A 14,145-nucleotide genomic window follows, 5' to 3' on the forward strand; every position below is an offset into this window, starting at 1 on the left:
ACGTAAGCTGAATATTCGACAAAAAGTGTCATTTGCAGCATTACGCTTAAATTCAGCAGGTTAGGCATAAAGGTTGTGTCGTGGCATTTTTGTTAATATAAATTTGCAGGCAAGTTAACATAATTAACGTTTCCTCATTGCTGCTTCTCGTCATAACTCATTATGTTGGGCGTATGGACAAAAATATCCTTTTCAATCAGCGCATTCGCTTGCGTCATTTACATACCTTTGTGGCGGTAGCGCAGCAAGGCACGCTCGGTCGTGCCGCTGAAACGCTCAATCTGAGCCAGCCTGCTTTGTCGAAAACACTGAATGAGCTGGAAGAGCTGGCAGGCGCGCGGCTGTTTGAGCGCGGACGGCTCGGCGCGCAGCTCACCACGCTGGGCGAACAGTTTCTGATTCATGCGGTGAAAGTGCTGGATGCGCTCAATCATGCGGGTCAGAGCTTTAACGCACAGCAGCCTGGTCGCCCGGTGGTGATTCGCCTCGGTGCGCTGACTACGGCTGCGATGGGCATGCTGCCGCAAATTCTCGATCGCTTCCATGAACAGCAACCCAATACTACGGTGCAGGTCGCGACCTTGCACAATAACGTGCTGTTGGCCGGTTTACGTGCCGGTGAGTTTGATGTTGGCATTGGTCGGATGGCGGATAGCGACATGATGGCCGGACTAACCTATGAATTGCTGTTCCTGGAATCACTTAAACTGGTAGTGCGCCCGGATCATCCGCTATTAAGCGAAAACGTTATGCTGTCGCGCGCGATGCAGTGGCCAGTGGTGATTTCGCCGGAAGGCACCGCACCTCGTCGTATTGCGCAGCATATGCTGAATGAGCAAGGTTGTACCTTGCCAGCAAACTGCGTCGAAACCTCATCGACATCGCTGGCGCGCCAGCTGGCGCTGCGTTACGACTATGTGTGGTTTGTGCCTTCCGGTGCCATCAAAGAAGATTTAAATCACGATGCGTTGTGCGCGCTACCGATTGCCTCGCCGGGGCCAGGCGAACCGGTTGGTATTATAACGCGCAGCGGCAGCCCGCTAAGCCTAAGCGCCGAAGTGCTGATGGCGACCATTCGTAAATTCCACAGTTAACGACTGTGTTTCGCATGACGTTCACGGTTCTCAAGGCGCGCCTGTTCGGTTTTGCGTAAACCGACATAGAGCGCGCCCGCCCCACCATCTTTCGGCTGTGCGGTGCAAAAGGTCTGCACTTCTGCAAACTCCTGCAACCAACGCGCCACATAGCTGCGCACAATATTGGCGTGCGACTCATCGTCACGCCCTTTGCCATGAATGATCAGCAGATTGCGCAATCCATGTTTGTTGGCTTGTTGCATAAAGCTGAACAGCGCCTGACGACAGGTTTCAACCGGTTGACGCAGCAGATTAAGGCTGGCTTCCGGCGGATATTTGCCTAGCCGCAGCTTATCCAGCACGCCTTGCTGTACGCCCTCAACCTTAAATTCCAGCGGTGTTGTCAGTGGAACGATGTCGAGAAAGCCACGCGTAAGGAAATTTTCCTGCTCGTCACTTTCCTGCGGCGCGCGTGGCGCTTTAGGCGAAGGGGCGCGTAGCCATTGGGTGTTAGCGCAGTTTTTTAATGGTGTTACATCACCCATGGCATCGCGGAAAAGGTCTTCATCATCAAGGTTCATGGTGTTTCCTCTCGCCTGGTGTTTACCTGAGCGTCCAAATCGACGCCAAAGCAAAAGAGTAGCAAAGGATTATTGGCAAAACATCTGTCACTTTTTGCGCTGTATTAAGCCATGTCTAACTGTAAACCTGGCAACAAAACGTTCCAGATCAATAAATGCCCTTAGGTCAGACCAGCGCAAACCTTGTAATACCTGACATTTGTGGGGTTTTAAGGACATTTACTGCTCGGATGAGTTCCCTTCGCTTCGAAAAATGTTAAAATTGACCGCAGTCAATAATCATCGAGCGTAACTATATGATCCAGGAAAAACGCAGCATTCGACGTATTCAGTCTGGCGGTTGTGCCATCCATTGTCAGGATTGCAGTATCAGTCAATTGTGTATTCCCTTCACGCTGAACGAGCACGAACTGGATCAGCTGGATAACATCATTGAGCGCAAAAAGCCGATTCAAAAAGGCCAGACGCTGTTCAAAGCCGGTGATGAACTGAAATCGCTCTACGCAATCCGCTCCGGCACCATCAAAAGCTACACCATCACTGAACAAGGCGACGAGCAAATTACTGGTTTCCATCTGGCAGGCGATTTGGTCGGTTTTGACGCCATTGTCGGTGCAAAACATCCAAGCTTTGCGCAAGCGCTGGAAACCGCAATGGTGTGCGAAATCCCGTTTGAAACCCTCGACGATCTCTCCGGTAAAATGCCAGCGCTACGTCAGCAGATGATGCGTTTGATGAGCGGTGAAATCAAAGGCGATCAGGATATGATTCTGCTGCTGTCGAAGAAAAATGCCGAAGAGCGTCTGGCGGCGTTTGTCTGGAATCTGTCGCGCCGTTTCGGCCAGCGCGGTTTCTCACAGCGTGAATTCCGTCTGACCATGACGCGCGGCGATATTGGTAACTATTTGGGACTAACCGTAGAAACCATCAGCCGTTTGCTGGGTCGCTTCCAGAAAAGTGGCATGCTGGCGGTTAAAGGCAAATATATCACCATCGAGAACCACGCTTTGCTGGCAGAATTAGCTGGCCAGACCGAACAAGCCGCGTGATTTTGTGCCGGGTTAATAAAAGTTATTTTATTGATCCGGCAACAACTTTTCCGCTTCTGCCCTGTCCAAACTTAGGCTATCTTTAATCCAACTTGCTTTGGTTTTAGGAGATCGGCCTATGTCCCGGTACCAAAATATTCTGGTGGCTATTGATGCCCAGCAGGACGATCAGCCCGCGCTGCGTCGTGCGGTTTATCTCAATCAACGTATCGGCGGAAAAATCAAAGCTTTCCTGCCTATTTACGACTTCTCATATGAAATGACCACGCTGCTGTCGCCCGATGAGCGCTCCAATATGCGCAAAGGGGTGATCAGCCAACGTACCGAATGGATTCGCCAACAGGCCCAGGCATATATTGAGGCTGGCGTTGAAATTGAAATCAAAGTGGTTTGGCATAACCGTCCGTATGAAGCCATCATTCAGGAAATTATGGCGCATCAGCATGATTTAGTGCTGAAAATGGCACACCAGCACGATCGCCTGGAAGCAGTAATCTTCACCCCGACGGATTGGCACCTGCTGCGTAAATGCCCTTGCCCAGTGTGGATGGTGAAAGATCAGGCGTGGCCTGAGGGCGGCAAAGCGGTGGTGGCGGTCAATCTCGCCAGCGAAGAGCCGCATCACGATGAGCTTAACCAGAAGTTGATTCGTGAAACTACGCTGCTGGCCGAGATGGTGAATCACACCGAAGTGCATTTGGTCGGCGCTTATCCCATCACACCCATCAACATTGCTATCGAACTGCCGGACTTTGATCCTAGCGTCTACAACGACGCGATTCGCGGACAGCATTTAGTGGCGATGAAAGCGCTGCGACAAAAATTCTCAATCGGTGAAGAGTTCACCCATGTGGCGAAAGGTTTGCCTGAGGAAGTGATTCCGGATATCGCTTCGCATCTGGACGCCGGCATTGTGGTGCTCGGCACCATCGGCCGTACCGGTTTGTCAGCAGCGTTTCTGGGTAACACTGCGGAACAAGTGATCGATCATCTGCGCTGCGATTTACTGGCGATCAAGCCAGATGATTTCAAATCGCCGATTGATTACGATGACGAAGAAGATGAAGACGATTGATTAAAAAAGGGCGGCTCGCAATGGCCGCCCTTTCACTATCTACTCAGGGCGGTGAGTCACATCACCGCCCTGCTTTTTTACAGCGCGCGCAGAATGCCTTCCACGCTCGCTTTCGCATCACCAAACAGCATCTGCGTATTGTCTTTAAAGAACAGCGGATTTTGGACGCCTGCATATCCGGTGCTCATCGAGCGTTTAAACACAATCACGTTCTGCGCTTTCCACACTTCCAGCACCGGCATGCCAGCGATTGGACTGCGCGGATCTTCCAGTGCGGCTGGGTTAACGGTGTCATTCGCGCCGATCACCAACACGGTATCGGTATCGCTGAAGTCATCGTTAATTTCGTCCATTTCCAGCACCACATCGTAAGGTACTTTCGCTTCCGCCAGCAGCACGTTCATGTGGCCCGGTAGACGACCGGCAACCGGGTGAATACCAAAGCGAACTTTAATACCGCGTGCGCGCAGCTTTTCGGTAATCTCAGCCACCGGATACTGCGCCTGCGCCACCGCCATGCCATAACCCGGCGTGATCACCACAGAAGATGAGGCTTTCAGCATTTCTGCTGTTTCTTCCGCCGTAATTTCACGGTGCTCGCCGACTTCATCGCTTTCGCCGCCCACGCTTACGTCGGTACCAAAACCACCGGCGATCACGCTGATAAAGGAGCGATTCATCGCTTTACACATGATGTAAGAGAGGATGGCACCGGAAGAACCGACCAGCGCGCCGGTAACAATCAGCAAGTCATTACTCAGCATGAAGCCCGCCGCCGCGGCGGCCCAACCGGAGTAAGAGTTCAGCATCGAAACCACAACCGGCATATCCGCACCGCCGATCGACGCCACCAGATGCCAGCCAAACACCAACGCAATGATGGTCATCAGCAGCAGCGCAAACACCTGCGCGCCAGTGCTATCGGTTTGCACGAACCACAGCATCAGCAGGAAGGAAACCACCAGCGCCGCAAGGTTCATCTTATGACGATGCGGCAGCATCAGCGCTGAAGAGGAGATCTTGCCGCGCAGTTTGCCAAATGCCACCAGTGAACCGGTGAAGGTCACCGCACCGATAAAGATGCCGAGGAACACTTCGGTCAGATGGATATTTTCCATCACCGGCGCGAGGCCTGGCGCGTGGTCGATGTAACTGTTGAAACCCACTAACACCGCCGCCAAACCGACAAAGCTGTGCAGAATGGCAACCAGCTCTGGCATTTCGGTCATTTCGACTTTCTTCGCCAGGCGCAAGCCAATCGCACCACCAATCACCATCGCCACCAAAATCCAGGCAACGTTACCGGTATTCGGGCCAAAAATGGTGGCCAGCAGCGCAATGGCCATGCCGCTCATGCCAAAAATATTACCCTGCTTAGAGGTCTCGTGTTTCGAGAGACCGGCAAGGCTGCAAATAAACAGAATCGCGGCAACAATATATGCTGCAGTAACTAATCCGCCAGACATGTTGCTACCCCTTAATTCTTACGAAACATTTTCAGCATGCGCTGGGTGACGGTGAAACCACCGAAGATATTGATGCTGGCGATCAGCACGGCGATAAACGACAGAATCGTTACCCAACCGCCGTGGCCCATTTGCAGCACCGCACCCACCACAATAATGCCGGAAATGGCGTTGGTGACGGCCATCAACGGCGTGTGCAATGCGTGACTCACGTTCCACACCACGTAATAGCCGACCACGCAAGAGAGCGCGAAGACGGTGAAGTGCGACAGGAAGTCCGCTGGCGCCACGTTCGCCAGGCAGGCAAACAGTACCACTGCCAACGCCAGTAGCAGATATTTGCGCCACGGTGAAACCGGCTTGGCTTCAGCCTTCGGCAGCGGCTGGGCTGCGGGTTGCGCTTTTGGCGCGGCGGAAACCTGAATCGGCGGCGCTGGCCATGTCACTTCGCCATCACGAATTACCGTCACGCCACGCACTACGACGTCTTCGAAATCAACGGTGATTTCGCCGTTTTTCTCTTTGCACAGCAGTTTCAGCAGGTTGACAAGGTTGGTACCGTAAAGCTGTGAGGATTGGGTTGGCAGGCGGCTTGGCAAATCGGTGTAGCCGATAATCTTCACGCCGTTGGGGGTTAAGGTCACCTGATCGGCAACCGTCAATTCGCAGTTACCGCCGGTTTGCGCCGCCAGATCGACGATCACGCTGCCTGGCTTCATGCTGGCAACCATCTCAGCAGTAATCAGCTTCGGTGCCGGACGGCCTGGAATCAGCGCGGTGGTGACAATAATGTCGACGTCTTTTGCCTGCGCGGCAAACAGCTCCATCTCCGCCTTGATAAAGGCTTCAGACATCACTTTGGCATAACCATCGCCACTGCCCGCTTCTTCTTCGAAGTCCAGCTCAAGGAACTCGGCGCCCATACTCTGCACCTGCTCTTTCACTTCCGGACGCGTATCGAAAGCACGCACGATGGCACCTAAACTGCCTGCCGCACCGATGGCTGCTAATCCCGCGACGCCCGCTCCAATCACCATCACTTTGGCTGGCGGTACTTTACCGGCAGCGGTGATTTGACCGGTGAAGAAGCGACCGAACTCGTGCGCGGCTTCAACGATGGCACGATAACCCGCGATATTCGCCATTGAGCTCAACGCATCCAGCGCCTGGGCACGAGAAATACGCGGCACCGAATCCATCGCCATCACGGTGACGCTGCGTGCTGCCAGTTTCTCCAGCAACGCTGGATTCTGTGCAGGCCAGATAAAGCTCACCAGCGTGCTACCGGCGCGCGTCAGTTCGATCTCTTGGTCGTCAGGCGCATTCACTTTTAACACGATGTCAGACTGCCATACATCTTGTGTGTTGCTGATGGTGGCGCCGACGGCGATAAAGCTTTCATCATTAAAGCTGGCGCGAAGTCCTGCGCTCTGTTCAACGGTGACGCTAAATCCCAGCTTGATCAGCTGCTCAACGGTCTTTGGCGTGGCGGCCACGCGCGACTCATTGGCTAACCGTTCTTTGGGTATCCCAATTAACATACTGTTTCCTTTCAACAATTAAAGGATGAGGTTCTGTGAGTGGCAAAAAGCTCAAAAGCCGAAACCGTGTTTCAGCTTTTTATGAGCAAAATGCACAATGTAACAAAGTCTTTATAACCTACTGAAAATATGAAGAGTGATCCACAGCGATAACGCCTGGTTATGACATTCACACAAATATTCAGACGCAAAGATTGAATGCCACGTTTTGCTACTGCATTTGATGTTTATTAAAAAATATTCTGCTGGGCAAAATCGTGTCATGTCGAATTAAGTATTATCAAAAACCTTTATTTAACAATGCGATAACTATTATGGCATTAAGTGTTACCAGAATAAGTGGTTATCTGTGCAAAAAAGAGCCGTAACAGGAGTCAATGACAGGCCGATGAATAAATGGCAGAGATTGTCAATGTTATGCGCTTAAATTGGCTGAGACAGGCCGATTATTACATGCAATAATCAGCGGCTAATCTGTTATACATCAAGAGTCCAGCACGTTTTCGTACTCATTTTGCGTAAGGCGAAGGATCATTTTTATGAAGCTGAAGAACACTATTCTGGCGTCAACCTTGTTATCACTGCTGGCGGCAAATGCGTTTGCTGCTAAAGAGTTAACGCCAGAGCAAGCGGCCGCGTTGAAACCATTCGAACGTATTAATATCAGCGGCCGTTTCAATGCGATTGGCGATGCAACTGATGCCATCTCTAAAGAGGCTGATGCGAAAGGCGCTGACTCTTTCTATGTACAGGGCATCAATGATACCAACGGCAACGGCGGTAACTGGCGCGTAACGGCGGACTTGTATAAAGCCAACGCACCAAAAGCAGATGACTCCACTAAATACCGCACCTTCTCCGGCGTGAAAGAGTTGCCGAAAGCAGAAGCGTATCGCCTTGAGCCGTACGATACCGTATCGGTTAATGGTTTCTTCTCAAGCCAGCCAGATGTTAATGAAGCAATTGCCAAGGCAGCCAAAAATAAAGGCGCGGCATCCTTCTTTATCGTGCGTCAGGTGGATGCCAACAACGGCGGCAACCAGTACGTCACCGCTTACATCTATAAAGCTGATGCACCAGAGCGCAAAGTGCAGAACACTTCTGATTCGATCCCAGCGGATTCTGAAGCCGGTAAAGCAGCACTGGCCGCTGGCGGCGCCGCCGCCACTAAAGTGGCGATTCCTGGCGTGGCCTCTTCCGATACGCCAAGCCGTAACGTTGGTCGTTTCTTCGAAACCCAGAGCTCAACTGGCCAACGTTACACGGTTAAAACCGCCGATGGCCGTAGCGTGCAGGAAGTGAATGCGATTACGGCTGCGCAGATGCAACCGTTTGATACCATCACCTTCTCCGATCACTTCGGTACTCCAACCGAAGTCTCTGAAGCGGTTGGCAAACGTGCCGTAGAAAAAGGCGCTAAGTACTATCACATCACGCGTCAATGGCAGAACCAGAGCGGCGGCAACCTGACCGTCACTGCCGATCTGTTCAAGTAATTCCGATTAAGGGCGGCGTCCGTCGCCCTTTCCAAAATCTCCTTCATACTGACTGCATAATCTGTGCGCAGATTTGCATAGTCTTGCATTGCCTTCCCCCTTTGCACTCCGTAAAATCTGCCGCCTGTTTTTAGGGGATTCCGTTTCAAAATTGGCTAACTGCCACGCGAGACTCCAGCGGAATCGTCACCACCCAGCATACTCTGCTGCTTAGGATGGGCGTTTTGGATAAAAAATTAGGTCTTAGTGCGCTCACCGCGTTGGTGCTCAGCTCAATGCTGGGCGCTGGCGTGTTCAGCCTGCCGCAAAACATGGCGGCGGTTGCCGGCCCGGCGGCGCTGCTGATCGGCTGGCTGATCACCGGCGTTGGCATCATCTTCCTGTCGCTTGCCATGCTGTTACTGACGCGGCTTAAACCCGAGTTGGATGGCGGCATCTTTACCTATGCGCGCGCCGGCTTTGGTGAGCTGATGGGCTTCTGCTCGGCGTGGGGATATTGGCTTTGTGCGGTAATCGCCAACGTCTCTTATCTGGTGATTGTCTTCTCGGCGCTGAGCTTCTTTACCGACACGCCGGATCGCGTGGTGTTTGGCGATGGCAATACGTGGCAGGCGATGCTCGGCGCATCGGTGCTGCTGTGGCTGGTGCATTGCCTGGTGCTGCGCGGCGTGCAAACGGCGGCCAGCATTAATTTGCTGGCAACGCTGGGCAAGCTGGTGCCGCTGCTGCTGTTTGTGGTGCTGGCGCTGCTGGCGTTCAACTACGATCGCTTCCGCTTTGATTTCAGCGGTGTCGAACTCGGTCAGCCGCTGTGGCAGCAGGTGAAGCAAACCATGCTGATCACCTTGTGGGTGTTTATTGGTGTGGAAGGCGCGGTGGTGGTTTCTGCGCGTGCGCGAAATAAGCAAGATGTCGGACGCGCCACGCTGATGGCGGTGCTGGCCGCGCTGCTGGTCTATTTGCTGGTTACGCTGCTGTCGTTAGGCGTGATTCCGCGTGCCGAACTGGCGCAGATGCGCAATCCTTCCATGGCCGGTTTGATGAAGCATCTGCTGGGTCATTGGGGCGATGCGGTGATTGCGGTTGGGTTGATTATTTCGGTGTGCGGCGCCTATCTGAGCTGGACAATTATGGCCGCTGAAGTGCCGTTCCTCGCTGCGCAACAAGGTGCCTTCCCACGCAGCATTGCGCGCCAGAATCGCCACAACTCCCCTTCGGCCTCGTTGTGGCTGACCAACGGCAGCGTACAGGTTTGCCTGATCTTGATCGCCTTGACCGGCGCGGATTACAACACGCTGCTGACCATCGCCTCAGAAATGATTTTGGTGCCCTATCTGCTGGTTGGTCTGTATCTGATTAAGGTGGTGCGCGGGCAAAACAAACCCTGGGCGATGTTTACCGGCATCGGCGCCAGCACGTATGGCATTTGGCTGCTGTATGCGTCCGGTCCCTTGCATCTGCTGCTTTCAGTGGTGCTTTATGCGCCCGGACTGCTGCTGTTCCTGTACGCACGACGCGGCGGCCGTGGTGACAACGTGTTGTCACAGCTGGAGCGCATCGCGATTGTGTTGTTGATGGCGGCGTCACTGCCCGCCATGTGGCAGCTAACGAATTAGTGCGGCTGAACGGGAATGGAAACGCACAGCAGGTCATCCTGCTGTGTCAGATTGAGCGGCTTACGGTATTCCTGATGAATAGCGTCAAGCTGCTCGGCTGACAGCGGATATGGCAGCTGAATATCAAAGCGACTGATGTGCTGTTGCTCGGCCAACGTGATGAGGCGCGCGATATTAATCTCGTCGCTCACCTGGGTTGAAATGATTTGTAATGCTAATTCTTTCAGATGATCGTCGCTGGCCTGAAGGTTATGCGCCGATTTACGCGTCACCATGCCAAAAATAGGCATCACGCCATAAATGGCATCGACAAAACTCCAGCGTTTTTTGCAGGAAGCGGAGAGAAAATCACTGTAATTGAAGCAGATGCGATCACTGTATCCGGCTGAAGCCAGCTCTTTATCAGACACTCTCGCACTCCTCCTGTTTTTCGTTACGGTTCCGAACCTTGCGCTACAACGCGCCGCTAATGATGGCACATTTCACGGTATACATACCAGTAACGCAGGGATATTTCGTGCGGTAACGTAGAGCTCAGGACCAGGAAAAGCTATGCTGCTGGCATTCTCATCCGTCACAGTGAATTATGAACAAAATCGTCTATGTGGAAGATGAGCCAGAAGTAGGCGAATTGATCGCCGCTTACCTTGGCCGCCACGATATTGAAGTTATTGTTGAAACGCGCGGTGACCGCGCCGAAGCCACCATCGCCCTGCACGACCCCGATTTAGTGATGCTGGATATCATGTTACCCGGCAAGGATGGCATGACATTGTGCCGCGATCTGCGTGCCAGCTGGCAAGGTCCGATTGTCTTGCTCACCTCGCTCGACAGCGATATGAACCATATTCTGTCGCTGGAAATGGGCGCTAACGATTACATCCTCAAAACCACGCCGCCAGCGGTGTTGCTGGCGCGCCTGCGTTTGCATCTGCGTCAGGCGCATGTTGGGCAGCCGGAAGTGACGCCCGCTATTCAAAGCTCGCAGCGCGTACTGCGATTCGGTTCACTGACCATCGATTCGCTCAATCGTCAGGTGACGCTGTTTGAGGAGAATATTGTACTGTCCACCGCCGATTTCGATCTGCTGTGGGAGCTGGCGAATCATGCCGGGCAAATCCTTAATCGCGATGCGCTGCTGAAAACCCTGCGCGGCGTCACCTACGATGGCATGGACCGCAGCATTGATGTGGCGATTTCTCGGCTGCGTAAAAAATTGTACGACAGCGCTACCGAGCCGTTTCGCATCAAAACCATCCGCAACAAAGGCTATCTGTTCGCGCCGCAGGCCTGGGATACCCGTTCCGCATGAGAAAGCTCTTTATTCAGTTCTATTTGCTGCTGTTCGTCTGTTTTCTGGTGATGACATTGCTGGTTGGGTTGGTGTACAAATTCACCGCCGAACGCGCCGGACGCCAGTCAATGAACGATTTGATGGCCAGTTCGCTGTTTTTGATGCGCAGCGAACTGCGCGAGATCCCCCCGCGCGACTGGAGCAAAACCATTCGCAGCCTCGATCTCGATCTGTCGTTTGATCTGAATATTGAGCCGATGAGCAAATATCAGCTGGGTGATGCCGACATGAAGCGCCTGCGCGCTGGCGAAATCGTGGCCATTGACGATCAGTACACCTTCTTACAGCACATTCCGCGCAGCCATTACGTGCTTTCCGTCGGCCCAATCCCTTACCTTTTCTATCTGCACCAGATGCGCATTTTGGATATCGCGCTGCTGGCGTTTATTGGTATGTCGCTGGCGCTGCCGGTATTTATCTGGCTGCGTCCACACTGGCAAGAGATGCAGCGGCTGGAGAAAGCCGCCGAACGTTTTGGTCGCGGTGAACTCGACGTGCGCACTCATTTTGAAAGCACCTCCAGCCTGCACAGTCTTGGCGTGGCGTTTAATCAGATGGCGGAGAACATCAACACGCTGGTTGCCAGTAAGAAACAGCTGATTGACGGCATCGCGCACGAGTTGCGCACGCCGCTGGTGCGGCTGCGTTACCGGCTAGAGATGAGCGACAACCTCACCGATGCGGAATCCGCCGCGCTGAACCGCGATGTGGGCCAGCTGGAGAGTTTGATTGAAGAGTTGCTGACGTATGCGCGCCTCGATCGCCCGCGCGTTGACCTCCATCTGCAATCCTTCGATCTGGCGCAATGGCTGCGTGCGCATATTGAAGATGTGCAAACCATGAACCCGCAGACGCAGATTGCGCTGGATATCCCGCAGCTGGAGAACGTCGGCAGCGCCGATACACGCCTGATGGAGCGCGTACTGGATAATTTGGTGAATAACGCCCTGCGCTATGCGCAACAGCGTTTGCGCGTCAGCTTATGGTTTGATGGCGCGCTGGGCTGTTTGCAGGTGGAAGACGACGGTCCGGGCATTCCGCAGGAAGAGCGCGCACGCGTGTTTGAACCTTTTGTCCGCCTCGATCCGAGCCGCGATCGCGCCACCGGCGGCTGTGGTTTGGGTCTGGCTATCGTGCACTCTATTGCGCTGGCGATGCAGGGAAATGTCTCGATTGAGAGCAGCCCGCTCGGCGGCGCCAGCGTTCGCTTTTGCTGGCCGGTTGATCTACCCTTGCGGGACATTGCGCCACGCTTACCGTCATAAGGAGCTTTTTACGTGACATCAGCTTATCAAGAACTTAGCCGCACTTTTCAGCGTCTCTCCCGCTTTGGTCATTTAGGTGCCATTGCTGGTGTCGATATGCAAACCACCATGCCGCCGGGCGGAAGCCAGGCACGCGGTGAAGCGATGGCCGAACTGAGCGTGTTCATGCACGAAGTGCTGACCGATAAACGCCTCGGCGGGCTGTTTGATGCCGCGCAGCAGGAATCTCTGAATGATGTCGAGCAGGTTAACCTGAGCGAGATGCAGCGCGCCTGGCAACAAGCCACGTTGTTGCCAGCGTCACTGGTGGAAGCCAAGTCGCTGGCCGGTTCGCGCTGTGAGCACGCCTGGCGTCAGCAGCGTCCGGCAAATGACTGGCAAGGTTTCTCCGCCAATCTGAAAGAAGTGGTGAAGCTGAGCCGTGAAGAGGCGCAGCTGCGTGCCGATGCGCTCGGCGTTTCGCGTTACGATGCGTTGCTGGATGTATTCGAACCCGGCATGACCAGCGCCCAATTGGACCAAACCTTTGGCGATTTGAAAAGCTGGCTGCCCGATCTGTTGCAAAAAGCCGTGGCGAAGCAGCAGCAAACGCCGATCGCGCAGCCGGTGGGTCCGTTTGCTATCGAATCACAGAAGCAGCTCGGCCTGAGCGTGATGAAAACGCTGGGCTTCGATTTCAATCACGGCCGGTTAGATGTGAGTGCGCATCCATTCTGCGGCGGCGTGCCGGAAGATGTGCGCATTACCACGCGTTACAACGAGAACGACTTCCTCAGCGCCATGATGGGCGTGATTCATGAAACCGGCCATGCGCGTTACGAGCAGAATTTGCCAAAACAGTGGCGCGGTCAGCCGGTGGCGCAGGCGCGTTCTACCGCGATTCATGAATCTCAAAGCCTATTTATGGAGATGCAGCTGGGGCGCAGTAAAGCCTTCCTGCAGCATATACATCCGCAGGTGGTGGCCCTGATGGGCGATCAGCCTGCGCTGGCGTTAAACAACTTCATCCGTCAGACACAGCGCGTGAAGCCGGGCTTTATTCGCGTCGACGCCGATGAGTTGAGCTATCCGGCGCACGTAATTTTACGTTACGAGATCGAGCGCGCGCTGATTGAGGGCGAGATTGAAGTGGATGATATCCCGGCGTTGTGGGACGAGAAGATGCAGCAATCGTTGGGCATTGATACACGCGGTAATTACCGCGACGGCTGCATGCAGGATATTCACTGGACCGACGGCGCGTTTGGCTATTTCCCAACCTACACCTTGGGTGCGATGTACGCGGCCCAGCTGTTCCAGGCGGTTAAGCGTGCGATTCCACAGATCGAAACGCTGATCCAACAAGGCGATTTGCAGCCGGTGTTTGACTGGTTACAGCAGAACATCTGGCAGCACGGTAGCCGTTTCCCGACGCAGCAACTGCTGATCAATGCCACCGGCGAAGCGCTGAATCCGCACTATTTCCGTCAGCACCTTGAACAACGTTATCTGTCTGAGTAAACTGCGCGGCGGCCCATGCGGCCGCCCTTTTCACTTCCTTTTCCCCGCTTTGTACAATCCGTTACACGCCGATACCAATGCCTCACGGAAAGCCTGAATTGTTTTTCATATAGTGTTTTCACCGGC

12 protein-coding genes are annotated in these 14,145 nt (G+C 53.8%); 8 read left to right on the plus strand and 4 right to left on the minus strand.

Annotated features, from left to right (window positions below; all coding sequences use genetic code 11):
- Positions 1 to 173: 173 nt before the first annotated feature.
- Positions 174 to 1,094, plus strand: a complete 921-nt coding sequence (locus AC6I8A_RS10095; protein ID WP_008106387.1) for a LysR substrate-binding domain-containing protein — start codon at positions 174 to 176, stop codon at positions 1,092 to 1,094.
- Here AC6I8A_RS10095 and smrA read toward each other — a convergent pair.
- A complete protein-coding gene (gene smrA, locus AC6I8A_RS10100) occupies positions 1,091 to 1,657 on the minus strand; it encodes a DNA endonuclease SmrA (protein WP_154156237.1) in 567 nt (188 codons plus the stop codon). The genes AC6I8A_RS10095 and smrA overlap by 4 nt on opposite strands.
- A 296-nt stretch (positions 1,658 to 1,953) precedes the next feature.
- On the opposite strand from smrA, the gene fnr reads away from it, so the two are divergent.
- On the plus strand, positions 1,954 to 2,706 hold the full coding sequence (fnr, locus tag AC6I8A_RS10105; protein ID WP_008106391.1) for a fumarate/nitrate reduction transcriptional regulator Fnr: 753 nt from the start codon (positions 1,954 to 1,956) through the stop codon (positions 2,704 to 2,706).
- A gap of 118 nt (positions 2,707 to 2,824) precedes the next feature.
- Complete coding sequence (gene uspE / locus AC6I8A_RS10110; protein WP_008106394.1) at positions 2,825 to 3,781, plus strand: universal stress protein UspE; 957 nt, start codon at positions 2,825 to 2,827, stop codon at positions 3,779 to 3,781.
- Between the two features lie 77 nt (positions 3,782 to 3,858).
- Here the strand turns inward: uspE and pntB are convergent, their stop codons facing one another.
- Positions 3,859 to 5,247: a Re/Si-specific NAD(P)(+) transhydrogenase subunit beta gene (gene pntB, locus AC6I8A_RS10115; protein WP_008106395.1), complete on the minus strand. Its 1,389-nt coding sequence runs from the start codon at positions 5,245 to 5,247 to the stop codon at positions 3,859 to 3,861.
- 11 nt (positions 5,248 to 5,258) lie between these two features.
- Positions 5,259 to 6,788 (minus strand): Re/Si-specific NAD(P)(+) transhydrogenase subunit alpha, encoded by a 1,530-nt coding sequence (gene pntA / locus AC6I8A_RS10120; RefSeq protein WP_497818419.1) that lies wholly within the window; start codon positions 6,786 to 6,788, stop codon positions 5,259 to 5,261.
- Positions 6,789 to 7,327: 539 nt separating this feature from the next.
- Between pntA and ydgH the strand changes: the two genes are divergently transcribed.
- Positions 7,328 to 8,284, plus strand: coding sequence for a DUF1471 family protein YdgH (gene ydgH, locus AC6I8A_RS10125; RefSeq protein WP_256696514.1), 957 nt, complete (start codon positions 7,328 to 7,330; stop codon positions 8,282 to 8,284).
- Positions 8,285 to 8,508: 224 nt separating this feature from the next.
- Positions 8,509 to 9,900 carry an amino acid permease gene (locus tag AC6I8A_RS10130; protein WP_497818420.1) on the plus strand — a complete coding sequence of 464 codons (1,392 nt, stop codon included), beginning with the start codon at positions 8,509 to 8,511 and terminating at the stop codon, positions 9,898 to 9,900.
- Here the strand turns inward: AC6I8A_RS10130 and AC6I8A_RS10135 are convergent.
- On the minus strand, positions 9,897 to 10,310 hold the full coding sequence (locus AC6I8A_RS10135) for a hypothetical protein (protein WP_008106403.1): 414 nt from the start codon (positions 10,308 to 10,310) through the stop codon (positions 9,897 to 9,899). The two genes, AC6I8A_RS10130 and AC6I8A_RS10135, sit on opposite strands and share 4 nt — an antisense overlap.
- Positions 10,311 to 10,486: 176 nt before the next feature.
- On the opposite strand from AC6I8A_RS10135, the gene rstA reads away from it, so the two are divergent.
- Genes rstA through AC6I8A_RS10150 form a run of 3 tightly spaced genes read left to right on the plus strand, consistent with a single transcriptional unit; the run spans position 10,487 to position 14,019 of the window.
- Positions 10,487 to 11,212, plus strand: a complete 726-nt coding sequence (gene rstA / locus AC6I8A_RS10140; protein ID WP_008106404.1) for a two-component system response regulator RstA — start codon at positions 10,487 to 10,489, stop codon at positions 11,210 to 11,212.
- Positions 11,209 to 12,519 (plus strand): two-component system sensor histidine kinase RstB, encoded by a 1,311-nt coding sequence (gene rstB, locus AC6I8A_RS10145; RefSeq protein WP_293796956.1) that lies wholly within the window; start codon positions 11,209 to 11,211, stop codon positions 12,517 to 12,519. The genes rstA and rstB overlap by 4 nt, the downstream gene beginning before the upstream one ends.
- A gap of 12 nt (positions 12,520 to 12,531) precedes the next feature.
- Positions 12,532 to 14,019 carry a carboxypeptidase M32 gene (locus tag AC6I8A_RS10150; RefSeq protein ID WP_497818421.1) on the plus strand — a complete coding sequence of 496 codons (1,488 nt, stop codon included), beginning with the start codon at positions 12,532 to 12,534 and terminating at the stop codon, positions 14,017 to 14,019.
- Positions 14,020 to 14,145: the final 126 nt, after the last annotated feature.

This window comes from Pantoea sp. X-Soil-ISGK-275 (assembly GCF_059730795.1).